Origin of the sequence: Rhodococcus sp. AG1013, assembly GCF_003350365.1 — a bacterium.
Classification (GTDB): Bacteria; Actinomycetota; Actinomycetes; order Mycobacteriales; family Mycobacteriaceae; genus Prescottella.
Map to the genome: position 1 here is coordinate 100249 of NZ_QQAT01000001.1, position 22475 is coordinate 122723.

Annotated in this window: 22 protein-coding genes; 12 read left to right on the plus strand and 10 right to left on the minus strand. The window is 68.3% G+C overall.

Annotated elements, in window-relative coordinates:
- Position 1: 1 nt before the first annotated feature.
- From DEU38_RS00475 to DEU38_RS00490, 4 genes are all read right to left on the minus strand, one after another.
- The gene (locus DEU38_RS00475) at positions 2-454 is read right to left on the minus strand and encodes a DUF6325 family protein (RefSeq protein ID WP_254622830.1); all 453 of its coding nucleotides are present in this window, start codon (positions 452-454) and stop codon (positions 2-4) included.
- Complete coding sequence (locus DEU38_RS00480; protein ID WP_114718176.1) at positions 451-825, minus strand: PLDc N-terminal domain-containing protein; 375 nt, start codon at positions 823-825, stop codon at positions 451-453. The genes DEU38_RS00475 and DEU38_RS00480 overlap by 4 nt, the downstream gene beginning before the upstream one ends.
- A gap of 73 nt (positions 826-898) precedes the next feature.
- Positions 899-1576: a GAP family protein gene (locus DEU38_RS00485; RefSeq protein ID WP_258557584.1), complete on the minus strand. Its 678-nt coding sequence runs from the start codon at positions 1574-1576 to the stop codon at positions 899-901.
- 11 nt (positions 1577-1587) lie between these two features.
- Positions 1588-1797: a hypothetical protein gene (locus tag DEU38_RS00490; RefSeq protein ID WP_114718177.1), complete on the minus strand. Its 210-nt coding sequence runs from the start codon at positions 1795-1797 to the stop codon at positions 1588-1590.
- 108 nt (positions 1798-1905) lie between these two features.
- Between DEU38_RS00490 and DEU38_RS00495 the strand changes: the two genes are divergently transcribed.
- The 3 genes from DEU38_RS00495 to DEU38_RS00505 all read left to right on the plus strand — a co-directional run bounded on the left by DEU38_RS00495 (position 1906) and on the right by DEU38_RS00505 (position 5096).
- The gene (locus DEU38_RS00495) at positions 1906-3381 is read left to right on the plus strand and encodes a LuxR family transcriptional regulator (RefSeq protein WP_114718178.1); all 1476 of its coding nucleotides are present in this window, start codon (positions 1906-1908) and stop codon (positions 3379-3381) included.
- 355 nt (positions 3382-3736) lie between these two features.
- Positions 3737-4150, plus strand: coding sequence for a phage holin family protein (locus tag DEU38_RS00500; RefSeq protein WP_114718179.1), 414 nt, complete (start codon positions 3737-3739; stop codon positions 4148-4150).
- Between the two features lie 142 nt (positions 4151-4292).
- Positions 4293-5096, plus strand: a complete 804-nt coding sequence (locus tag DEU38_RS00505) for a tyrosine-protein phosphatase (RefSeq protein ID WP_114718180.1) — start codon at positions 4293-4295, stop codon at positions 5094-5096.
- 359 nt (positions 5097-5455) lie between these two features.
- Here the strand turns inward: DEU38_RS00505 and DEU38_RS00510 are convergent, their stop codons facing one another.
- On the minus strand, positions 5456-6565 hold the full coding sequence (locus tag DEU38_RS00510) for a M23 family metallopeptidase (RefSeq protein ID WP_397484143.1): 1110 nt from the start codon (positions 6563-6565) through the stop codon (positions 5456-5458).
- A 233-nt stretch (positions 6566-6798) separates the two neighbouring features.
- On the opposite strand from DEU38_RS00510, the gene DEU38_RS00515 reads away from it, so the two are divergent.
- The 3 genes from DEU38_RS00515 (at position 6799) to sucD (ending at position 10871) form a co-directional block, all read left to right on the plus strand.
- Positions 6799-8640 carry a hypothetical protein gene (locus DEU38_RS00515; RefSeq protein ID WP_258557585.1) on the plus strand — a complete coding sequence of 614 codons (1842 nt, stop codon included), beginning with the start codon at positions 6799-6801 and terminating at the stop codon, positions 8638-8640.
- Positions 8641-8785: 145 nt separating this feature from the next.
- Positions 8786-9955 (plus strand): ADP-forming succinate--CoA ligase subunit beta, encoded by a 1170-nt coding sequence (gene sucC, locus DEU38_RS00520; protein ID WP_114718182.1) that lies wholly within the window; start codon positions 8786-8788, stop codon positions 9953-9955.
- Between the two features lie 13 nt (positions 9956-9968).
- Complete coding sequence (gene sucD, locus DEU38_RS00525; protein WP_114718183.1) at positions 9969-10871, plus strand: succinate--CoA ligase subunit alpha; 903 nt, start codon at positions 9969-9971, stop codon at positions 10869-10871.
- Between the two features lie 85 nt (positions 10872-10956).
- Here sucD and DEU38_RS00530 read toward each other — a convergent pair whose 3' ends face one another.
- Entirely contained in the window at positions 10957-11592 is a 636-nt protein-coding gene (locus DEU38_RS00530; RefSeq protein WP_114718184.1) for a YigZ family protein, read from the minus strand.
- Positions 11593-11742: 150 nt separating this feature from the next.
- On the opposite strand from DEU38_RS00530, the gene DEU38_RS00535 reads away from it, so the two are divergent.
- The 4 genes from DEU38_RS00535 (at position 11743) to purH (ending at position 16605) form a co-directional block, all read left to right on the plus strand.
- A complete protein-coding gene (locus tag DEU38_RS00535) occupies positions 11743-12621 on the plus strand; it encodes a DUF5336 domain-containing protein (protein ID WP_114718185.1) in 879 nt (292 codons plus the stop codon).
- A 70-nt stretch (positions 12622-12691) separates the two neighbouring features.
- Positions 12692-14332, plus strand: coding sequence for a DUF6350 family protein (locus DEU38_RS00540; RefSeq protein ID WP_114718186.1), 1641 nt, complete (start codon positions 12692-12694; stop codon positions 14330-14332).
- 88 nt (positions 14333-14420) lie between these two features.
- The gene (gene purN / locus DEU38_RS00545; RefSeq protein WP_114718187.1) at positions 14421-15029 is read left to right on the plus strand and encodes a phosphoribosylglycinamide formyltransferase; all 609 of its coding nucleotides are present in this window, start codon (positions 14421-14423) and stop codon (positions 15027-15029) included.
- A complete protein-coding gene (gene purH / locus DEU38_RS00550) occupies positions 15022-16605 on the plus strand; it encodes a bifunctional phosphoribosylaminoimidazolecarboxamide formyltransferase/IMP cyclohydrolase (protein WP_114718188.1) in 1584 nt (527 codons plus the stop codon). The genes purN and purH overlap by 8 nt, the downstream gene beginning before the upstream one ends.
- Positions 16606-16649: 44 nt before the next feature.
- Here the strand turns inward: purH and DEU38_RS00555 are convergent, their stop codons facing one another.
- Both DEU38_RS00555 and DEU38_RS00560 read right to left on the minus strand, forming a co-directional pair.
- Positions 16650-16898 carry a hypothetical protein gene (locus DEU38_RS00555; RefSeq protein ID WP_114718189.1) on the minus strand — a complete coding sequence of 83 codons (249 nt, stop codon included), beginning with the start codon at positions 16896-16898 and terminating at the stop codon, positions 16650-16652.
- A 345-nt stretch (positions 16899-17243) separates the two neighbouring features.
- Positions 17244-18203, minus strand: a complete 960-nt coding sequence (locus DEU38_RS00560; RefSeq protein ID WP_114718190.1) for a S9 family peptidase — start codon at positions 18201-18203, stop codon at positions 17244-17246.
- A gap of 88 nt (positions 18204-18291) precedes the next feature.
- On the opposite strand from DEU38_RS00560, the gene DEU38_RS00565 reads away from it, so the two are divergent.
- Together DEU38_RS00565 and DEU38_RS00570 are read left to right on the plus strand one after the other, a co-directional pair.
- On the plus strand, positions 18292-19683 hold the full coding sequence (locus DEU38_RS00565; protein WP_174908769.1) for an ATP-binding protein: 1392 nt from the start codon (positions 18292-18294) through the stop codon (positions 19681-19683).
- A gap of 24 nt (positions 19684-19707) precedes the next feature.
- On the plus strand, positions 19708-21651 hold the full coding sequence (locus tag DEU38_RS00570) for a VWA domain-containing protein (RefSeq protein ID WP_114718191.1): 1944 nt from the start codon (positions 19708-19710) through the stop codon (positions 21649-21651).
- Between the two features lie 6 nt (positions 21652-21657).
- Here the strand turns inward: DEU38_RS00570 and DEU38_RS00575 are convergent, their stop codons facing one another.
- Entirely contained in the window at positions 21658-22044 is a 387-nt protein-coding gene (locus DEU38_RS00575) for a VOC family protein (RefSeq protein WP_114718192.1), read from the minus strand.
- Positions 22041-22343 (minus strand): helix-turn-helix transcriptional regulator, encoded by a 303-nt coding sequence (locus DEU38_RS00580; RefSeq protein ID WP_114718193.1) that lies wholly within the window; start codon positions 22341-22343, stop codon positions 22041-22043. Before DEU38_RS00580 ends, DEU38_RS00575 begins: the two co-directional genes overlap by 4 nt.
- Positions 22344-22475 lie beyond the last annotated feature (132 nt).

Sequence of the window (22475 nt, forward strand, 5' to 3'; positions counted from 1 at the left end):
GTCAGACCTCCAGTTTCGGGGTGATCGTGTCCATGAGGGCGTTGACGATCGGGGCGGGAATCCGCTCGTAGCCCAGTAGCACCGCGCCCGACTCGGCGGTCCGGGCGGCGAGCTCACGCTGATAGACCAGCTCGAGCGCGACCAGCAGCGCCGCAGCGCCGGCGGGGATCGCCGCCGCGAGTTCGGTGATGTCTTCATGCCCGAGGAGACCGGACGCGCCGAGCATCTCGACATTGATCTCGAAGCCGTTCGGCAACTCCTCGACCTCGATGAGGGTGAGTTCGCCGTCCTCGGACTTGGAGATGACGATCAGATCGAGCAGCTGCACCAGGCCGGTATCTGCAAGGTCGGTGAGCGCGGAGAGTGCGGCCGGGTCGAGGCTCTCCCCGGGCAGGCCGAGAAGATAGAAGTCGACAGGTCCGAAACGCGCAGCACTCACCACGTCGCCGCTCACGAGAGGACCTTCAGCTTCAGTGCGGTGAACTCGTCCTCGTTGATGGCTCCTGCTTCGAGGAGTGCTGCGGCTGTGGCGATCTCCTCGCTGGGGCTCTTCCCTGCGACCTCGCGGATATACGATTCGGCAGCGTTCTCCGCGTCGCGTGCGGCCTTGTTGCTGCGTTCCGTCATCCCTTCGCCGCGGGCGACGAGATAGACGAGCGCTGTCACGATGGGCAGGAAGAGCAGGAAGAACACCCAGAGGGCCTTCAACCAGCCGTTCAGCTTATGGTCGCGGAACAGGTCGGCGATGATCGCGAACAGCGCGAAGAGATATCCGATGAAGACGGTCGCCGACAGCATCCAGCCGAGGCTTTCCCAGAAGTTCATGTGTGTTGTCCGATTCGTGTAAGGGGCCGCGGGGTTCGCGGCCGATTGATGAGGGAGAGTGGCGAAGCAGAGGTCAGAGGGAGGCGATGGCCTTGCCGAGGATGAGTGCCGCCATGAATGCCATGAGTACGGTCATGACCACGTTGTTCTCGCGGACGAGCCACCGGTGCAGGGCATCCAGCGGTCCCCGGAGCTGCTCTGAAGCGACGATGAACGCCGAGACCAGCACCCACACCGTCGAGGTGGCGCACAGGACGAAGACCCCCGTCGCGATACTTGCCGGGAGGGCGGCGAGACCGGCGTCTCCGATGGTCACTCCGGCGCTCGCGGCGATGAGGAGGTTCTTCGGGTTGAGTGCCGAAAGCAGGAGGCCGAGGCCGAATGCGCGCTTCAACGTGAAGCCGTCGATGGCGGCCATCCATTTCGGGAGTGCGGGATCCACGCCGGGCTTCGGTCGGCCTCGCCATTGCCTGACCGCGAGCAGCATCAACAGGGCCGAGAGCAGGAGCTGCACGATTGCACGCGGCACGTTCGATCCACCCGAGTCGCCGTGGGGTGTGAGCAGGCCGGCGAGCAACACGAACGCCGTCACCGCGATGGCGATCCCGAGGATCCAGCCGATCAGGAATCCGGGGCCGGTGCGGCGAGCGCTCGAGGAAAGCAGCATGAGAATGGCCGCGATGATCGTGAAAGGGCTGATCGCGATGCCAAGCGCGAGCGGCAGCGTCTCCCCGATGACAGAACCCAACATGGTCAGTTCCCCTACGTAGCAGTCGCGTCGGTGGGAGCGGTTGCGAGTTCGGCGACGGAGGCCCGGTTCGTCGGGTGGATCGGATCTCCTTCGCGCACGACCTCGAAACGGCCCAGCCGCGGAAGCGCGCCGCTGCGCACCCAGCTGAACGCGAGCAGCGTGACTCCGGCAAGGAACTCCCGCCCGACATTCCGCCGGCTCAACCCGGCAATTCCGTTCATTGCGGCAATTCTCACCGGTTCCTGCAGGCTTCGATCGCGGTCTCATCCGCAGCGGATGAGACCGGATTTCTATGGCCGATGAATGCTCGTCTCGAGTATCTTCGACACATGATCGAAGCCGTGCGTGAGGCACTCGCCTCCGGTGAGGCAGAGCAGGCTCGAAGCGTCCTACGGAAGAACTGGCTCCGTCTGATTCTCGAATCTCACACGAGGGAACTCGAGCAGCTCTGCCTTGCCCATCCTGATCCGCACGACCCGCACATCCTGCTGATACGGGCGTGCTGCCGCGACCTCAGTGGCGACCCGTACGGTGCGGAGTTTCTCCGCGGACAGGGTTTACGGGTTGCGTCTGACGATTTCGTCGTCTGCTTCACTGACCTGCTGCTCGCTCCAGACTCCTCGACCAAGGCCGTCATCGCCGATCGCGCGCGCCACGCGCTCGCCCAGTGCGAACCGGAGGACGATTACCCATCCGCGCTTTTCCTCCTCGGATGGACCGAGGTCAGGCTTCGTCGCGATCTCCCTCGTGCTATCGCGCTACTTCGCTCCGCCAGCGATGAGGCGCAGTTGCAGTCGCGTGCGGAGACGTTGCGTCTCGCGCAATCCAATCTGGCCTTTGCGCTCACCCACGCGGGAGCATTCACCGAAGCCGAACAGATCCTCGACGGACTCCCTTCCAGGGAGGTGGCGTCCGACTGGGAACGCTTCGAAGGTGATCTCCCACAGTCGAATCGAGGGTGCATTGCTTTCTGGCGCGGCGACTTCGAGGAGGCGATCGCTCACTTCGACTCCGTCATCGTAGAGGGCAGCCCCGGAACCAACTTCGAGGCGCTCGCCCGTCTCTACTTGGTGATGAGCCTGATCGCTCTGAACCGGGACGACCGATACCACACCGCGGCGCGTTTGCTCCGAGGCGTGAGCACTGCGGACAAGCATGGCATTCCTTGGGATACGCTGCGGCGCGTCACCACGGCCTGGCTCGCCCACGCGCAAAGGCAGGACGAGCAAGCTCGCCGTATTGCCAGGCCTGTTCTTGCCCGCACAGGTGCTGCGGTTGCTCATGCGCTTCTCGCGGAACTCTATCGAGTCTTGGGGGATCCGGAACCGTCGGCTCGAGCGCTTCGCCTCGCAACATCGGCCGGGCTGCCGCGATATGCGCTGGTGAGCACACTCGTCACCTCAGCCGCACTGAACTCCGTATCAGGGCATGGTCTCCAAGCGCATGAGCAGCTGGATCGTGCGCTGGAGGCTGCATTCCCCGAACGGATTCTCGCCCCATTTCTCTCTGACGATCCGGTGATTGTCGATCTCTTGAACGCTCACGCAATACGGGGGTCGAGACATCACGAGCTCTTGTGCACGATCCTGGAACGGCGGAACCAACTGTCGGTACTGCTCGCGGGAGTCCTGACGGAACGAGAGAAGGAGATACTCACATATCTGCGTACCGCGATGACTGCAGATGAGATCGCAGCGCACCTCGGCATCGCTTACCCCACGGTGAAGACGCACATTCGCTCGATCTACCGCAAGCTGGGCGTGACCAAACGTCGTGCTGCTGTTCAAGCAGCCGACAGCAGATAGCTTGCGGGGCGGTCCGACTCGTCAACGGAGTACTTCAACGGGGGGCGCACTCGGCGGGTAGAAACGCGGGTAGTTTCTTTCTGTCCGTCGTTGTTGTCGAGATTGCCGCTACTGATTGCGGCCGGTTTCGAGCCCGCCGGCTCTGGCGGATCGCAGGCCAGCGGAGACCTGGTCGTATGCGCGGGTTCGAGGCCTTCTGTCGTTGGCTCCGCGAGGTCAGTGAAGCGCAGCCGACCGGTTTCGGCTTCCTCGCCGCGACGCCTCGGACCGATGATCGTCGGAGGGCAAACCCATTATTGTTCCGAGAACACCGGGTAGTCGCCGGGTGGCTCGACTGATCAAGGAGGCACGACGTATGCGTCTGCTGTTCCAGCTCTTTTCGCAATGCGTACTCGGTGTGGTGGCGTTGATCGTGGTGCATTTCGTTTTACCCGGGGTGGATCTGAGCTTCACCGGATTCTTCGTGGCAATCGGCGTATTCACCTTGGCCCACATGATTCTCGGCCCGTTCGTGCTCAGCGTGGCGCAGCGCTATGCCGCTCCGCTTGCGGGTGGTGTCGGGCTGGTCGCCACGCTGCTCGCGCTGTGGGTTGCATCCCTGTTCCCCGATGGCATTCAGATCAGAGGCGTCCAGTCTTGGATCTTCGCACCGATCATTGTCTGGGTGATCACGGCACTCGGCGGGTGGATCTTCATGGCCTTCGTCATCGACAGGTGGCTCAAACGACGCAGTGCAGAGAAGCTCGTGCGCAGTGTGAATCAGGCGTGACGGTTGATACTGCTCCTTGTCGCAGCAGTGCTGACCGTGGCGATCGTCCTCGTCGGTGTCGCGCGGTTCGACGGTCCCTCACAATTGCCTCCACGCTCCGCCGAAATATCTTGTCCTGGAACCAACCCCGTAGGAGTCAGCTATGACCGCTCACCCGCTCGACCGTCGCGTTCTCCTGAAGAGTGCCCCGAACTTCCGTGACCTCGGCGGTATTCCCGTTGCATCCGGCACCGTCCGCCCGGGCGCGCTGTACCGCTCGGCGACGCTCGCGAAGCTCGACGACGACGACCTCACCGCCTTCGAGGTCCTCGGTGTCACGACTGTGTACGACCTCCGCACTGCTGCCGAGCGCGAAGGTGCCTTCGATCGCCTTCCCGACACGGTGCGTACGGTCTGGCTCGACGTGCTGGCCGACAATGCCCAGAACGCCGCGGCCACCGGACTTCTCATGACGGACCCGGTCGCATACGCCGGGACGATCAACGACGGGCGCGGGATCGGGCAGATGGAGGAGGCGAACCGCAACTTCGTCAGTTTGCCCTCAGCGCTGAGCGCATACCGCGCGTTCTATCTCGACCTGATCGACGAGAAGCGTGCCGGGGCCGCCCTCTTCCACTGCACCACCGGCAAGGATCGCACCGGATGGGCCGCGACCTCCTTCCTGCTCCTCCTCGGCGCCGACGAGACCGACGTGCGCGCCGATTACCTCGAAACGAACACCGATCTGGCGCCCATGACCGATCCGATCCTCGCCTTCGTCGAGAGCAAGGGTGTCGACCCGGAGCTGATCCGTCCTCTCCTCGGTGTCCGTGAGAGCTACATCGATGCCGCTCTCGACGAGATGCGCACCCACTTCGGCACCGTCGAGGACTACGCGCGTGACGGGCTCGGACTCACCGCGGAGCAACTCGCGACGCTGCGCGAGCGGTTCACTCAGTCTTCGTAGAACCATCCAGTCGGAGTGGATCGCGCAGCGCGGGAACCGATCCGCCCCAGCCGATTGCCGGTGTCGTCGAGGACTGCACTCAGGATCCGTTGCGACACTGTAGAAGTCGGCCGGTGGGCGCAGTACGGCTCGAACGAGATTTCGGTTCGGAACCCAGTTCCCTGCTCCAGGATTCGCCTCGGGTCGAACCGACGACGAGTGTCCGACGGGGCCCACTCGTCCACGCCCTCATCGGTGCGGGCGCTGCAGGACCTCTTCTGAATCGCGAGCAACCGCCGAGGCGTTCGAGCGGGCCGGTCGCCGGGGACGGGCTCGTCCGCTCAGTGTGGTGACGCAGGCCGTGATCGTGGGATCGAGCGTCAGGGCTGCTCGACGCCGAGGCTGATGCCGCGGGTGGCGAGCCAGGGGAGCGGATCGATCTTGTTCTCGCCGGCCAGGTGCACTTCGAAGTGCAGGTGCGGGCCGGTGGAGAAGCCGCGGTTGCCCATCGTGGCGATCTGATCGCCGGCCATGACCTTCTGGCCCACCGTGACCAGCGTGGTGTCGATGTGGCCGTACACGGTGATGGTGCCGTCGGCGTGCTGGACGCGCACCCACATGCCGAAGCCGGAGGCCGGACCCGAATCGATGACCTCGCCGTCGGCGACCGCGTAGATCGGGGTGCCGATGGCGTTGGCGATGTCGACACCGGCGTGCAGTGTGCCCCAACGTGCCCCGAACGACGAGGTGTAGGTGCCCTTGGCGGGGAGGACGAACAGCGGGCGGCGGGCGGCGGCCTCGCGGGCCGCGCGCTCCTCGCTGAAACGCTGGCCCTTCGCGAGGAGGTTGGAGAACTGCCCCAGATCGGTGGGGTTCGCGACCGCGAGCACCTGGGGTGCCGAGCTGTCGGAGGAGGGATTCTGAGCGACGTCGCTGAACTGGGCGGCCTGCGGAACGGCGGTGGTCGCGGCGGCGCCGGAAGCGGTGAGGGAGACCTCGGAGTGATCGGAGTCCTTGGCCGGCGAACTGATTGCTGCCTGGCCCGCGGCGACGACTGCGCCGGCGGCTACCGCGATGACTGCGGCGCGGCCCTTGAGGGCGGAGGGGGGAGTGGGGAGGCGGTGTAAGCCGCCGCGTCGCGCCGGGGCGGCGACATCGCGGGCCGCGTCAGCGGATCCGGCGGGGGTGAAGGCGTCGAAAGGAGTCGAGTCTTCGAGGTTTTCGGACTTGTTCTCATTGTGGAGCATGGCGCTGCAAATCTCAGAACTTTCGGCCTCGGAGTAACGAACCTCCGGGGGCGTCGGATAGCTGGGCGTGACGCCGTCGTCCACTCGGTGTAGCAGCGTGACCGGAGACGGCTCCGCTGCTGGATTGCAACGCTCGAACTCGTGATCTGCCGCGGTCCGAAATGCCTGCGAAGGCTCGATGGATTCCGGGTCGGCGTGTTGTTTCACAAATCGACTGGCCGTGAACTGAGCGCGGTGGTGCATGTGCCCTGCCGTCCTCCTGCCCGTGACCTGCCTGTGACTTAGACCCTGGCGACGGTAACGAAACGGTTGCGGCGGGGCAACCTGTAGCCCATGACGAATCGACAGATGTGACCGGCGTCACAAGCTGAGCTGGGCGGATGTCGAACATCCCGAATGGTCTCGTTCATATATCGGGATGACACGGCGGTGTTACACACCACGCGGTGACGTGTTCACGAGATAGCGTCGCGCGGGTGGAATCCCCAACCCAGTCGCGCGCGGTGTCCGCAGTAGCCCACCCCGATGCGGCCCGGCGCGAGCCCGCCGTCGGGTCGTCGCCCAGCATCGCTGGGAAGCTGTCGATCGCCGCCGTCACGATCGCGGCGATCGGTGCGATCGGGGTCGCTGCGGGCTCCCTGACGGCGGTGGCACGGACCGCGGACGGCACTCGCATCCCCGCAGTGGGTGGCGCGACCCTGATCGCCGTGGTGGCCGCTCTCGCGGTTCCGGCCGTCGCCGCCGCGCTGATGTCCCGGTGGCCCGCTGCGGCGGGCGCACTGCTGGCCGGCGCCGGCGCGGTGACGGTCGGGCTGTGCGTCCTCGACATCCAGTTGTGGACCGATCCGATCGACGCCAACCGGCTGGAGCTGTTCCGTCCCGCGACTGCCGCCGGCATCACCACTGGACCCGGCGCCGCGTTGATCCTGGCCGGTCACCTCGGCGCCGTGGCGGCGGGGGCGCTCGGCCTCCTGACGGTGCACCGGGCGTCGCACGCCGACGGGCACGGCGCATCGCCCGATCCGGACGCGGTCGGGCGTCCCGCGGGCTCGCGGATCGGATTCGGGCTAACTGCAGGCGTTCTCGTGTCCGCGGGTGCGCTGGCGCTCGCGCTGCTCGTGCGCCCGCTGGCGTCGAACGACCCGGTGATCCTGGTGCGTGCCGCGATCGCCTCGGACGGTGCCACCGCGATCGGTGCGGTGGTCGTCGCCGTAGCCGTTCTGATCGTCGTCGCCGCTGCGCTGGCGTCGACCGACGTCGCGGTGGCCGCCGGGGCGATCGGGGGAGCCGGTGTGGCGGCGCTCGGGCTGGTCGGCAGCCGGCTCGCCGCCGGGCTCGTCGATGACCGCCTCGCTCTCGGCCCGGGCGCGGTGTGGGGCACGGTCGGCGCCGTGCTGCTGATCGCTGCGGCGGTGTCGATCCCCGTCGCCGCGCGACGCCGCGAGCAGCGCGCGGCGGAGTTGTCCGTCGCGGGGTACCGGGATCGTGCGGTAGCCCGGTCGACACCGCGGGAAACCGTCGGCCGATGGCACACCGCCACGGGCGTCGCGGGAATCTGCGCCGGGTTGCTGGCCGGCGCCGGCGCGCTGCTGCCCGTGCTGACAGTCCCGGATCCGCTCCCGGCTCCCGAGTTGCCCGCGACCCGAGTCGTGCTGGTCGCGGCGGCGCTGATCGCGATCGCGGCCGTGTGGCTGCTGATGTCGGAGTTCGCGGCCCTCGTCCGTCCCGTCGTCGGCGTGCTGTGGGTGTCGGTGGTCGCCGCGGTCGCGAGCGTCGCGCAGAGCGCCCTGGCGGCCCTCGAGATCCCCGGAGTCGGATTGGGTGCGGGGAGCTGGCTCATGGCCGCCGCGGCGCTCGTCGCGGTCGTGACGGGGCTGCTGGCGGGATTCGCGGGCGCGGCCGAACGCGACGACGTCGACACGTCGCAACGCGTCGACCCGGTCCGTTCGGTGGTGGTCGTCGGCGTCCTCGCAGCGACCGCGGCTGTCCTCGCCTACGTGCTCCCGCTGTACCGCGGGGCCGACGGAACGGCCGCGTCCCTCGAGCGGTTCCCATGGGGATGGGACGCGTGGGGACAGGCGTTGTCGGCCGTGGTCGTCGTCGTTGCGGTGCTGGTCGCAGTGCATGCCCGCGCGGCCCGCGCGGCCGCTCTTCTCGCAGGTGCGGCCGTGGTCATGGCCTGTCATCTCGTGGCGTGGTCACTGTCGGCGGGTCGTCTGACGGATCCGGTCGCAGGCCCGGGCGTCGCACCTGCAATCCTTGCCGTGGCGCTCCTCGCCGGGACTGCGACCCTCGCCGGGTATCGCAACCCGCGGTGAGTCGTGCCGCGACGACTGTCGACGCGTGACATATGCCACATAGCATGTGGGCGAGCGATAGTCGATTGATTGAACTAGTTAAAGTCCGACACGGACCCGCTCCTACCCCTCGAGCGGGCGTCAACGCAGACGAGACGGTGAGCAGATGGATCTCTTCGAATACCAGGCGAAGGAACTCTTCGCCAAGCACGACGTGCCGACGTCGGCCGGCCGTGTTACCGACACTGTCGCCGGTGCCCGCGAGATCGCCGAGGAAATCGGCAAGCCCGTGATGGTCAAGGCACAGGTCAAGGTCGGCGGCCGCGGCAAGGCCGGTGGCGTCAAGTACTCGCCCGACGCGGATGCCGCGCAGGCGAACGCCGAGGCGATCCTGGGCCTCGACATCAAGGGCCACGTCGTCAAGAAGCTGCTGGTCGCAGAGGCGAGTGACATCGCCGAGGAGTACTACATCTCCTTCCTGCTGGACCGCACCAACCGCACGTACCTGGCCATGTGCTCGGTCGAGGGTGGCGTCGAGATCGAGGTCACCGCCGAGGAGAACCCCGACGCCCTCGCGAAGATCCCCGTGGACGCCGTCAAGGGTGTCGACCTCGCGTTCGCGCGCAGCATCGCCGAGGCCGGCAAGCTGCCCGCCGAGGTGCTCGACGCCGCGGCCAACACGATCCAGAAGCTGTGGGAGGTCTTCATCAAGGAAGACGCTCTCCTCGTCGAGGTCAACCCGCTCGTCCGTACGCCCGACGACCAGATCCTGGCCCTCGACGGCAAGGTCACGCTGGACGAGAACGCTGCGTTCCGTCAGCCCGGCCACGAGGCTTTCGAGGATCGTGACGCCACCGATCCCCTCGAGCTCAAGGCCAAGGAGAACGACCTCAACTACGTCAAGCTCGACGGCGAGGTCGGCATCATCGGTAACGGCGCCGGCCTGGTCATGTCGACCCTGGACGTCGTCGCCTACGCAGGCGAGAAGCACGGCAACGTCAAGCCCGCCAACTTCCTCGACATCGGTGGCGGCGCCTCGGCTGCCGTCATGGCTGCCGGCCTGGACGTCATCCTGAACGACGCGCAGGTCAAGAGCGTGTTCGTCAACGTCTTCGGTGGCATCACCGCGTGTGACGCGGTCGCCAACGGCATCGTCGGTGCGCTGCAGACCCTGGGCGACGAGGCCAACAAGCCGCTCGTCGTGCGCCTGGACGGCAACAACGTCGAAGAGGGTCGTCGCATCCTCGCCGAGGCCAACCACCCGCTGGTGACGGTCGTCGCAACCATGGACGAGGCTGCCGACAAGGCTGCCGAGCTCGCCTTCGCAGCGAAGTAAGGGACACACAACAATGGCTATCTTCCTGACCAAGGACTCCAAGGTCATCGTCCAGGGCATCACCGGCGGCGAGGGCACCAAGCACACCGCCCTGATGCTCAAGGCCGGCACCCAGGTCGTCGGTGGCGTCAACGCTCGCAAGGCCGGCACCACGGTCTCGCACACCGACAAGGACGGCAACGCCGTCGAGCTGCCGGTCTTCGCGACCGTCGCCGAGGCCATGAAGGAGACCGGCGCGGACGTCTCCATCGCGTTCGTCCCCCCGGCCTTCTCGAAGGACGCCATCGTCGAGGCCATCGACGCGGAGATCCCGCTGCTCGTGGTCATCACCGAGGGCATCCCGGTCCAGGACTCCGCTTACGCGTGGGCCTACAACGTCGACAAGGGCAACAAGACCCGGATCATCGGCCCCAACTGCCCCGGCATCATCACCCCGGGTGAGGCGCTGGTCGGCATCACCCCGGCGAACATCGCCGGCAAGGGCCCGGTCGGCCTGGTCTCCAAGTCGGGCACCCTGACCTACCAGATGATGTTCGAGCTGCGTGAGTACGGTTTCTCGACCGCCATCGGCATCGGCGGCGACCCGGTCATCGGCACCACCCACATCGACGCCATCGAGGCGTTCGAGAAGGATCCCGAGACCAAGGTCATCGTGATGATCGGTGAGATCGGTGGCGACGCCGAGGAGCGTGCCGCCGATTACATCAAGGCCAACGTCACCAAGCCGGTCGTCGGCTACGTGGCGGGCTTCACCGCTCCCGAGGGCAAGACCATGGGCCACGCCGGCGCCATCGTCTCCGGTTCCTCGGGCACCGCGCAGGCCAAGAAGGACGCCCTCGAGGCGGCCGGCGTCAAGGTCGGCAAGACGCCGTCCGAGACCGCTGCTCTCGCTCGGGAGATCCTGAAGAACCTCTGATCGACGTCCGATCACACGAACGGCGCTCGCAGCCAAGGCCTTCCGCCTGGCCGCGAGCGCCGTTCGCGTTCGGTGGGCGGCACAGTCAGACGTCCACCCACTGAACCCCCGCAGGCGTGAGTTCACCTGCGCCGGAAGTCAGTTCGGCGACGATCGACGCGAGCTGGGTGGGATTGCGGGTGGCCAGAGTGAAGGTGACCGCGGCGCCGTACGCGGCGTCGACGACGCTCACCCCGCGGGCGCGGAGTTCGGACTCCATGCGTCCGGCCGTGTCGTGGCCCACCTCGACGGACACCAGTTCGAGGCGTTCCCGGCTCAGCAACGCCGACGCGGCGACCGCCTCGTCGACGGCGGCGACCACAGCGCCCGAGTACGCGCGCACCAGCCCGCCGGCACCGAGCTTGATGCCCCCGAAGTAGCGCGTGACGACCACTGCCACGTCCACGAGGTCCCGGGCCCGCAGGACCTGGAGCATCGGAATCCCCGCGGTACCGCCCGGTTCGCCGTCGTCGTTCGACCGCTCGATCCGGTCCGACGGGCCGTTGCCCGTGATGTACGCCCAGCAGTGGTGCCGCGCGTCGGGATACCGGCGGCGCCGCTCGTCGACGAATTCCTGGGCGTCGGACGGGCCGTCGATCCGCCGGAGCACCGCGATGAAGCGCGAATGCTTGACCTCGGTCTCGGTCTCGACGTCGGAACCGGCTGGCAGCGTGAAGGGCATGAGCCCATTTTCCCGTGCGGTGCAGCGCGACCGGACACGCGGCGTGTCTGCCACCGGAGTCGTCGCGGTCTCGCCGACACCTTTCCCGATGATTCGCGTGGATGATCAGGGTAGCGTTCATGGGGTTTGATACGTCGACTAGGAGCAGACATGACTTACACCGACGGAGGGTCCGGCTTCGGTCAGCCCTCGCAGCCGCCGGCGGCGAACGGCACGAAGAGTTTGTCGTTCTATCTCGGTATTGCGGTCCTCGCGCTGGGTGTCGTCAACTTCCTCCTCGGGTTCGCTCCCTACCTGAAGAACTCGACGAGCTCCAGGTACGGCCTCGAATTCTCGGCGAACGCGTTCGAGAGCGACGGCACACTCCCGCTCAGCTTCCTGCTCCTCGGCGGACTGCTGGCCGGTCTGACGCTGCTGCCCAAGCAGTCCTACGCCGGCCCCGCTGCGGCGGCCTCGCTCGTCGGCTTCCTCGTGTCGTTCGTCCTGATGCTCAACATTCCCACCGGCGGCGGCCTCGCCGGCGGCGGCGTCATGATCCTGATCCTGGCGTTCATCCAGGCGGTGATCGCGACGGCGGTGTTCCTGTTCGGTGCCGGACTCGTCAAGCAGCCGCAGGGTCGACCGACGCGCACCCACGTCCACCCCGCCGCCTACGGTCACCCGCAGGGATACCCGGGCCAGGCGCCCCAGCAGGGGTACGGAGTTCCGGGTGGCCAGCAGGGCTACGCCCAGGGGTACCCGCAGCAGCCGACCTACGGTCAGGCCGGTCAGCCGCAGCCGGGCTATCCGCAGCAGGGGTACGCGCAGCCTCAGCAGTCGCAGCCCACGGCCGGCTACGGACAGTTCCAGGCCGGTCAGCAGCCGTACCAGGCGCAGCAGCCGACGCAGCACATTCCGCAGCAGCAGACGCCGGAGCACGAGGCGCCGTCGGCGCCCCCCGCCGCACCGGCCGGTTCTCCCGATTCGCCGGGCGCGCCCACCCAGGCGTTCGGTGCCCAGACCGAGAACCCGGACGACGAGAAGAAGTGATCGAGTGGGCCACGCCACGCCTCGGCGCGCCTGAACGCCGCCGCCGGGCACGGGTGCGACCCTCGAACCGATGACTTCTCTGCTTGGTCGCGGTGTTCGCCGCGACATCTCCGACCGACCCGATCCCGACACCGATCAGGTGCGTGCGCTGCTCGGGGTGGCGCTGCGCCCGACCGGTGTCGCGATCGTCCTGATCAGTGCGGTCGTCATCGTCACGCTGGTCGCGTCGAACAGCGACCTGACCGGGGTGGTCGGGGCGATCGCCGCGTGCTGGCTGGCGCTGCACCAGGTGTCGCTGACCATCACGGACGCTCCGCTCGGGGTACTTCCGCTGCTGCCGACGGCCGTGATGATGTGGGCCGTCGCCCGCGGATGTGCCCGCGCGGTCACCGCGCGCTCGACGCTGCGTGACGCCGCACGGGTGGTTGCCGCGGCGGTCGCGGGACCGTTCGTGATGACGCTCATCGCGCTCGCGGTGGTCACCGACGCGACGTCCGTCGTCGCGCTCGAGGCGCCGAACGCGGCCGAGGCCCTCGCATGGGTCGTGGGCATCCACCTCGTCGCGGCGGTGGCCGGTGTCGTCGCGACGACGGGGCGTGCGGAATGCGAGCGCCGAGGCGCCCCGTCCTGGGTTCCGGAGGTGGGACGCCCGGCAGCGCGAGCAGCGCTGGCCCTGTTCGCGGTGGGTTCCGCGGTGACGGTCGCATCGCTGGTGTGGTCATGGTCCGACGTCGGGACACTCCTCGGTGACGGTTCGGATCCGGTCGGCGTGCTGGGGCTCACCGTCCTGTCGGTGCTGTACCTGCCGAACGTCGCTGTCGGGGCGGTCGCGGTCCTGGTGGGCGGTACGGCGCACGCCGGTGGCACCTCGGTGAGCGTGTTCGACATCGTCGCGGGCCCGGTGCCGCCGGTCCCGGTGCTCGGTGGGGTCCCCGGCGAACTCGTCGGGACCGCGTGGCCGGTGCTGCTGATCGTCCCGCTCGCGATCGGCGCACTGCTCGGACGGGACTGCGGTCGTCTGCGCCTGCCCGTGCAGGAGACCGCGTACACCGTGGGGTGCGCCGCCGCCGGCGTCGGTGTGGTGGCTGCGGCCGTCGGTTTCGTCGCGGGCGGCGAGCTGGGGGCGTACGGATTCGTCGGCGTCGAGCCGCTCGTGCTGGGATTGATCACCTTCGGGTTCCTGGCACTGCCCGGTCTCGCAGTCGCGACCCTCATCGCGCGGCGCGACGGCGTCGAGTCGGACGGCGGAGACGAGACCGAACGAACCGAGAAGTCCGACAAGTTTGCGGAGACCGCAGCGTTCGAGGACACCGGAGCGGACGACCCGGCACTCGCATTCGAGGTGAAGCGCCTCGCGTTGCCGTCGATGCGCTACCGGTCGGAGCCGGAAGCGGGCACGGACGCGGATGCGGAGTCGGGACCGGAATCCGAGCCGGGATCGGCGGCCGGGCCGGCCGCTCCCGATACCTCCGACGGCTCCGGGGAGACGGTGCTCGAGGGCGAACTCGTCGACGACTCCGCCGCCGGCCCGACCGATGTGGCCGACACCGACGTGATCGACGTGGAGGTCGAGGCGGTGCCGCAGGATCAGGACGAGCCGGGCGAGCCGGAGACCTCGCCGGGGACGGACGAGACGGAGACGACCTCGGACGAGGCAGCCGAGGCCGCAGAAGGCGACCTGCCGGACGGTCCGCTGACCCCCAGCGACTAGGCTCTAACCCGGCCCGTGATGCGGCCCGACCGTCTCGAAAACCAGGAGTAGTGCGCTGACTGCCACGCGTGACCAGCTGCGGCCCACGGTGCCCGCTCGGATCGTCGTACTCGCCTCGGGGACGGGCAGCCTGCTGCAGGCGCTCATCGCCGCCACGCGCACCGACGGATACCCTGCGACCATCGTCGCGGTCGGCGTCGACCGCGACTGCGGAGCAACGGCTCACGCCGACGACGCGGGCATCGACCACTTCCGTGTGGCGCTGCGCGATCACGCGGACCGCGCCGCATGGGACGTCGCGCTCACCGAGGCCGTCGGATCGCACCGCCCCGATCTGATCGTCAGTGCCGGCTTCATGAAGATCCTCGGCCCCGCGTTCATCGAACGCTTCGGCGGCCGGATCATCAACACGCATCCCGCGCTGCTGCCGTCGTTCGCCGGCGCGCACGCGGTGCCCGACGCGCTGGCCTACGGCGTCAAGGTCACCGGCTCCACGGTGCACCTGGTCGACGGCGGCATCGACACCGGCCCGATCCTGGCGCAGGAGCCGGTGGTGGTGCTCGACGGCGACGACGAGGCGACGCTGCACGAGCGCATCAAGATTGTTGAACGGCGACTGCTGGCCGAGGTCGTGGCCTCCGTCGCCCTCCGAGGTGTTGTTTCCGACGGACGAAAGGCCGTGATCCCAAGTGAGTGAACGCAAGGCAGTGCGCCGTGCACTGGTCAGCGTCTACGACAAGACCGGCCTGGTCGAACTGGCCACCGGCCTGCACCAGGCCGGTGTCGAACTGGTTTCCACCGGTTCCACCGCCGCCAAGATCGCCGACGCCGGCATCCCGGTCACCAGGGTCGAGGACCTGACCGGATTCCCCGAGTGCCTCGAGGGCCGCGTCAAGACGCTGCACCCCCGAGTGCACGCCGGTGTCCTCGCCGACACCCGGAAGCCGGAGCACCTCGCGCAGCTCGAGGAGCTGGGCATCGAGGCGTTCCAGCTGGTGATCGTGAACCTGTACCCGTTCACGCAGACCGTCGCGTCGGGCGCCACCCCGGACGAGTGCGTCGAGCAGATCGACATCGGCGGTCCGTCGATGGTGCGCGCTGCTGCCAAGAACCACCCGTCGGTCGCGGTCGTCGTCGACCCGAAGAAGTACGAGGGCGTCCTCGCTGCGGTCGAGGCCGGTGGCTTCAACCTCTTCGAGCGCACCGCCCTGGCCGCGCAGGCGTTCCAGCACACCGCGTCCTACGACGTCGCGGTCGCCACCTGGATGACGTCCACGCTGGTCGAGTCCGTGACGAGCGAAGCGACGGAAGATTCTGCACTGTCGCAGTTCCCGCGGTGGGTCGGTGCCACGTGGGACCGCTCCGCGGTGCTGCGCTACGGCGAGAATCCGCACCAGGCTGCTGCGCTGTACGAGAACCCCTCCGAGCCTGCGGGCCTCGCGCAGGCGAAGCAGTTGCACGGCAAGGAGATGTCGTACAACAACTACACCGACGGTGACGCCGCGTGGCGGGCCGCGTACGACCACGCCGAGCCGGCCGTCGCGATCATCAAGCATGCCAACCCGTGCGGCATCGCGGTGGGCGCGGACATCGCCGAGGCGCACCGCAAGGCGCACGCCTGCGACCCGGTCAGCGCATACGGTGGCGTCATCGCCGCCAACCGCGAGGTGACGGTCGAGATGGCCGAGCAGGTCGCCGACATCTTCACCGAGGTCATCATCGCGCCGTCGTACGCGGACGGGGCCATCGGTGTCCTCCAGCGCAAGAAGAACGTGCGCGTTCTCGAGGCCGCCGCTCCCACCGAGACGGGCATCGAGCTGCGCCCGATCTCCGGTGGCACGCTGCTGCAGGAGCGCGACGTCCTGGACGCGGACGGCGACAACCCGGCCAACTGGACGCTCGTCGTCGGCGAGGCCGCGGACGAGAAGACCCTCGCGGATCTCGAATTCGCGTGGCGCGCATGCCGTGCCGTGAAGTCCAACGCGATCCTGCTCGCCAACGACGGCGCCTCGGTGGGCGTCGGCATGGGCCAGGTCAACCGCGTCGACTCCGCGCATCTCGCGGTGCAGCGTGCCGGTGACCGCGCCAAGGGTTCGGTGGCCGCGTCCGACGCGTTCTTCCCGTTCCCCGATGGTCTGCAGGTCCTGCTCGACGCCGGTGTCCGCGCCGTCGTCCAGCCCGGTGGCTCGGTCCGCGACAACGAGGTCATCGAGGCCGCTCGCGAGGCCGGTGTCACGCTGTACCTGACCGGTGCGCGCCACTTCGCGCACTGATCGACTGCTCTACTGCGCTCCCTCGTCCGGGGTTCGCGTGCCGCTCAGGCCGCGAGCCCGGACGGGGGAGCGTTGTGCTGTGCGGACTCGACCAGCGCGCGGGCGTTGGCGTCGTCGGTACCCGAGATGACCAGTCGGGCAGCGCCGCGGGCGAGTAGCCGGCTGATCAGTTCTGCCGCTGCCGCATTCTGGTCGGCGTCGATGTGACTGAGGTCGAGGGTGACGACCTGTCCGGTGAGGTCACCGGGCAGGTCCTGCTGGGGGGCGCTCAGAGCGCCGAGTCGAAGCTTCATGATGGTTCTCCTGAACTGTGTATGGGTGAAAGAGGCAAAAGAAAAGGCACCCGAGGCGGTGTGCCTTCGGGTGCCCGAGAATGGTTCCGGTTACGGGTGACTCATTCTCGGTGCCGTCGATCGAAGGCTGCGGGGCTGCGCCACGCGGGTACGGCTGCAAATACGTGATCGTGAGAAAAATGCTTGCTGCAAAGCTGCATTGCATACTTCGCGGGGCTTTCGACGCGCATCGTGACCGTACCCTTCTCGTGTGTGCCCGTTGGTTAACGGAGAACCATACAGCAGTGACCGCTCGGCGACATCTCGTTTTTGCGAGAGCGTGTCGCCGGCGGCCCCGCAGGGTGTCTAGCGGAGGGTTGCGAGCCAGCCCTCGAAACCGGTGGTGAACTCGGCGGACCACGGCAGCGGCTCGATGTAGTCGGCGCCGGTGGAGGCGGCATCGCCGATCTCCTTGAGCACGTGGTTCGCGGTCGTCATCCGCACCGGCGTCAGCGTGGTGTGGGCGAGTGCGACGTCGAGCGCGTCGACGTCGCCGCAGTCGAGCTGGATGTCCTTGGCGGAGCAGCTGGTGATCACCGGCATGCCCGTCGGCAGCTGGGCGGCCAGCTCGCGGGGGTCGAGCGCGTCCTCCTCGGCGAGCGCGCGGGCATTCGCCGGGACGAGGCCGGCGGCGCGCAGCGGGTCCGGCAGGTCGTCGCTGAGCGTCGCGTCGGTGCGCAGCGACTCGACCGCCCCGGCGAGCGCCAGACGCAGCTCGTCGGCGAGATGGACCGGCAACTGTCCGGCCCCGACGACCGCGGTGAGCTGGCCGTCGATCTGGGTGGTGAGCAGGTCCAGCAGCCGCACGCTCAGCGGCTCGAGCAGGCCCAGGCCTGCGACGTTCGCGCCGTTGGCGGCCAGCGCCAGGGCGATCAGGGCACCTTCGCTGTGACCGATCGCGAACACCCGGTCGGCGTCGACGGCGGACCGGCCGGCGAGGAAGTCCAACGCGGCGGCGGCGGAGTCGGTGAACACGGAGAATCCGAGGTCACCGATGTCCTCGACGTCGTACGGGCCCAGACCGGTGGAGCCGCTGCCGAGCTTGTCGTAGCGCAGGCTCGCGAAACCGTGCTCCTCGAGGACGTCGGCGAGGAACTCGAGGGTGCCGATCGAGCCGGGCAGCAGCGCGCTGTCCCCGTTGCGGTCGGTGGGGCCGCTGCCCGCGAGCAACAGCACCGCGGGTGCCGAGTCGGCGCCGTCGGGGATGCGGAGGCTTCCGTGCAGCGTGATGTCGCCGGCGGCAAAGGTGATCTCGGTATCGGCCATGCCCCGTGTTTATCAGAGCTGGGCACCCACTTCGTACGCGACGGCGGTACCGCGTGCCGAATCGCCCGAACACTCGTAACTTGGAGTGGTGACTGCCACATCGCCTGCCGATCTGCCACGGACCCTCGCCGAGCTCCGCGCGTCCGGGCACGTCCAGCGTCCGGTCAAGGACGAGATGCGCGAGAACCTGCTCGCGGCACTGCGGGACGGCCTCGACCCGTGGCCCGGGATCGTCGGTTTCGAGGAGACGGTGCTGCCGCAACTCGAGCGGGCGATCATCGCCGGGCACGACGTCGTCCTGCTCGGTGAGCGCGGGCAGGGCAAGACGCGGTTGCTGCGCACGCTGTATCTGCTGTTGGACGAGTGGACGCCGGTGATCGCCGGGTCCGAGCTGGGCGAGCACCCGTACGAGCCGATCACCCCGATCTCGGTGCGCCGGGCCGCCGAACTGGGCGACGCGCTACCGGTCGAGTGGCGGCACCGCAGCGAGCGCTACGCGGAGAAGCTCGCGACGCCAGACACCTCGGTGGCGGATCTGGTGGGCGATGTCGACCCGATCAAGGTTGCGGAGGGGCGCAGCCTGGGTGATCCGGAGACGATCCACTTCGGTCTGGTGCCGCGCGCGCATCGCGGGATCGTCGCGATCAACGAGCTCCCCGATCTGGCTGAGCGGATCCAGGTGTCGTTGCTCAACGTGATGGAGGAACGAGACATCCAGGTCCGTGGGTACACCCTGCGGCTACCGCTCGACGTCGTGCTGGTGGCCAGCGCCAACCCGGAGGACTACACCAACCGCGGACGCATCATCACCCCGCTCAAGGACCGCTTCGGCGCCGAGATCCGCACGCACTACCCGTCGTTGCTCGAGGACGAGATCGCCGTGATCCAGCAGGAGGCGAACCTGCAGGCGCAAGTGCCGCACCACCTGCTCGAGGTGCTGGCCCGGTTCACGCGGCTGCTGCGCGAGTCGACCTCGGTGGACCAGCGGTCGGGCGTCTCGGCCCGGTTCGCGGTGGCGGGCGCGGAGACGGTCAGCGCGGCGGCGGTGCACCGCAGCGCCGTCCTCGGGGAGGCCGATCCGGTGGCGCGGCCCATAGACCTCGGCACCGTCGTCGAGGTGCTGCGCGGCAAGGTCGAGTTCGAGTCCGGTGAGGAGGGGCGCGAGCTCGAGGTCCTCGAGCACCTGCTGCGGCGAGCCACCGCGGACACTGCGCGGATCCGCCTCGGTGGCATCGACCTCGCCCCGTTGGTGACGGCGGTGGAACTGGGGCAGCCGGTGGTCACGGGCGAGCGGGTCACGGCGAAGGCGCTACTGGGCGAGCTGCCCGACCTCGAGGTGCTCGACGAGGTGGCGGGCCGGCTCGGCGCCGCATCCGACGGCGAGCTGGCGTCGGCCGCCGAACTCGCGCTCGAGGGTCTGTATCTCGCCCGGCGGATCTCGAAGAACCCCGACGAGAACGGCCAGGCCGTCTACTCGTAGTCGGCAGTGGTGAAGGGAGACAGGATGTCTCGCGGTGCGCGTTACGGCCCGTACGAGGGTGGCGATCCACTGGCCCCGCCGGTGGATCTGCGTGACGCGCTGGCCGCGATCGGCGACGACGTCCTCGAGGGTGCGTCGCCGCGGCAGGCGCTGCGCGAGTTCCTGCGGCGCGGCGCCGGCGACCGGCGTGGGCTCGACGACCTCGCCGCGCAGGCGAATCGGCGCCGACGGGAACTGTTGGAGCGCAACAATCTCGCGGGCACCCTGGACGAGATCCGTGAGCTGCTGGACCGCGCAGTGCTCGAGGAACGCAAGACCCTCGCCCGCGCTCTCGACGACGATGCGCGCTTCGCGGAGATGCGCATCGAGGAGCTTCCGCCGTCGACCGCGCAGGCGGTGTCCGATCTCGTCGACTACGACTGGCGGAGCAGTCAGGCGCGCGAAGACTACGAGAAGATCCGCGACCTGATGGGGCGGGAGCTGCTGGATCAGCGGTTCGCCGGAATGAAGCAGGCCCTGGAAGGGGCCACCGACGCGGACCGTGAAGGGATCCGCGAGATGCTCGAGGATCTGAACACGTTGCTGGACAGTCACGCTCGTGGCGAGGACACCACGCAGCAGTTTCGGGAGTTCATGGACAAGCACGGTGAGTACTTCCCCGAGAACCCGCGCAACACCGAGGAACTGCTGGACTTGCTCGCGCGTCGGGCGGCCGCGGCCCAGCGTCTGCGGAACTCGCTCACCTCGGACCAGCGCGCCGAGCTGGACGCGTTGGCGCAGCAGGCGTTCGGTGATCCGTCGTTGATGGGCCAACTGGACCGGCTCGACGCGCACCTGCAGGCCGCGCGTCCCGGCGAGGACTGGACCGGCAGCGAGAAGTTCCGCGGGGACGACGGTATGGGGTTGGGGGAGGGCACGTCCGCCCTCGCGGACGTCGCGGAGCTCGAGCGACTGTCCGATCAACTGTCGCAACAGTATCCGGGTGCCCAGCTCGACGACATCGACACCGAGGCATTGGCCCGGCAACTCGGCGACGAGGCCGTCGCCGACGCGAAGACACTCGCCGATCTCGAGCGGGCACTGCAGCAGCAGGGCTTCTTCGACCGTGCACCGGACGGCCAGTGGCGGCTGTCGCCGAAGGCGATGCGGCAGTTGGGGCAGACCGCGCTGCGCGACGTCGCGGGTCGGCTGTCGCACCGCGGTGGTCAGCGGGAGACCCGTCGCGCGGGGGCGATGGGCGAGCCGACCGGGGCGTCGCGGCCGTGGGAGTTCGGGGACACCGAGCCGTGGGACGTCACCCGCACGCTCACCAACGCGGTGCTGCGCGATCCGGGCCGGGTGCCGGTTCGGATGTCGGTGTCCGACGTCGAGATCGCCGAGACCGAGCAGCGTGCGCAGGCGGCGGTGGCGCTGCTGGTGGACACGTCGTTCTCGATGGTGATGGACGGCCGCTGGGTGCCGATGAAACGTACCGCGCTGGCTCTCAACCATCTGGTGACGACGAGGTTCCGCGGGGATGCGTTGCAGCTCATCGGTTTCGGGCGGCACGCCGAGGTACTGACCGCGCCGGAGTTGGCCGGCCTCGACGGAGCGTGGGATCAGGGCACGAACCTGCACCACGCGCTGCTGCTCGCGGCCCGGCACCTGCGCCGGCATCCCAACGCACAGCCCGTCGTGCTCATCGTCACCGACGGCGAGCCCACCGCGCACCTCGAGCCCGACGGGCAGGCGTTCTTCGACTATCCGCCGAGCGTGCGGACCCTGGGACTGACGGTGCGCGAACTCGACACCCTTGCCCGCCTGGGCGCGCAGGTGACGATCTTCCGCCTCGGCGACGACCCAGGCCTGGCCCGCGTCGTCGACCGGATGGCGCAGCGGGTCGGCGGCCGGGTGGTGGCTCCGGACCTCGACGGCCTCGGCGCGGCAGTGGTCAGCGACTACATGCGGATGCGCCGACCACAGCGGTGATCCGGCTCAGGCCTGACTCGCGATCTGGATCAGGTTGCCGCAGGTGTCGTCGAACACCGCGGTGGTGACCGGACCCATCTGCAACGGAGCCTGGGTGAACACCACACCCAGCGCCGTCAGCCGTTCGTACTCGGCCTGCACGTCGTCGACGCCGAAGGACGTGATCGGGATACCGTCGGCGACGAGTGCCCTCATGTAGGCCTGGGCGGCGGGATGCGCGTCGGGCTCGAGGACCAGTTCGGTGCCGTCCGGCGCGTCCGAGGAGACGACGGTGAGCCACTTGTGCTCGCCCAGCGGGACCTCGTGCTTCTTCACGAAGCCGAGGATGTCGGTGTAGAACGCCAGCGCCTTGTCCTGGTCGTTGACGTGCACGCTGGTCAGGTGAATCTTCACGGTGCCTGTCCTTTCCTGTCGCGGTCCGGGTCGGGTACGGGCCACCGGTCGGCGATGGCCCGCAGGGGAGTGGTGTCGAGATGGTGGAACTTGTAGCGGCCTTCCCGGCGGGTGTGGAGCAGTCCGGCGTCCTCGAGGACCGCGAGGTGCTGCGAGACGGCCTGCCGGGACGACCCGAGCCCGTACTTGGTGACGAGGCGGGCGCACAGCTCGAAGAGTGTCTGCCCGTCACGGTCGACGAGTTCGTCGAGAATCGCGCGCCGCGTCGGGTCTGCCAGAGCCTTGAACAGATCACCCACAACCGAACGATAGGCAAGTGGTTACTTGCGTGTCAATGGTGCGGGTGGCACCGAGCCTGTTCGGTCATCTCGAGGAACCCGCCGTCATCTCCGGCGCGACGGTGGTGGCGTGTCGTACGGTGGCCAGCAGCG

Coding starts and splice junctions, on each gene's coding strand:
- DEU38_RS00480 (WP_114718176.1), bottom strand. CDS start 825: ATGAACTTCTGGGAAAGCCTCGGCTGGATGCTGTCGGCGACCGTCTTC.
- DEU38_RS00485 (WP_258557584.1), bottom strand. CDS start 1,576: ATGTTGGGTTCTGTCATCGGGGAGACGCTGCCGCTCGCGCTTGGCATC.
- DEU38_RS00490 (WP_114718177.1), bottom strand. CDS start 1,797: ATGAACGGAATTGCCGGGTTGAGCCGGCGGAATGTCGGGCGGGAGTTC.
- DEU38_RS00495 (WP_114718178.1), top strand. CDS start 1,906: ATGATCGAAGCCGTGCGTGAGGCACTCGCCTCCGGTGAGGCAGAGCAG.
- DEU38_RS00500 (WP_114718179.1), top strand. CDS start 3,737: ATGCGTCTGCTGTTCCAGCTCTTTTCGCAATGCGTACTCGGTGTGGTG.
- DEU38_RS00505 (WP_114718180.1), top strand. CDS start 4,293: ATGACCGCTCACCCGCTCGACCGTCGCGTTCTCCTGAAGAGTGCCCCG.
- DEU38_RS00510 (WP_397484143.1), bottom strand. CDS start 6,565: ATGCACCACCGCGCTCAGTTCACGGCCAGTCGATTTGTGAAACAACAC.
- sucC (WP_114718182.1), top strand. CDS start 8,786: ATGGATCTCTTCGAATACCAGGCGAAGGAACTCTTCGCCAAGCACGAC.
- sucD (WP_114718183.1), top strand. CDS start 9,969: ATGGCTATCTTCCTGACCAAGGACTCCAAGGTCATCGTCCAGGGCATC.
- DEU38_RS00530 (WP_114718184.1), bottom strand. CDS start 11,592: ATGCCCTTCACGCTGCCAGCCGGTTCCGACGTCGAGACCGAGACCGAG.
- DEU38_RS00535 (WP_114718185.1), top strand. CDS start 11,743: ATGACTTACACCGACGGAGGGTCCGGCTTCGGTCAGCCCTCGCAGCCG.
- DEU38_RS00540 (WP_114718186.1), top strand. CDS start 12,692: ATGACTTCTCTGCTTGGTCGCGGTGTTCGCCGCGACATCTCCGACCGA.
- DEU38_RS00555 (WP_114718189.1), bottom strand. CDS start 16,898: ATGAAGCTTCGACTCGGCGCTCTGAGCGCCCCCCAGCAGGACCTGCCC.
- DEU38_RS00560 (WP_114718190.1), bottom strand. CDS start 18,203: ATGGCCGATACCGAGATCACCTTTGCCGCCGGCGACATCACGCTGCAC.
- DEU38_RS00570 (WP_114718191.1), top strand. CDS start 19,708: ATGTCTCGCGGTGCGCGTTACGGCCCGTACGAGGGTGGCGATCCACTG.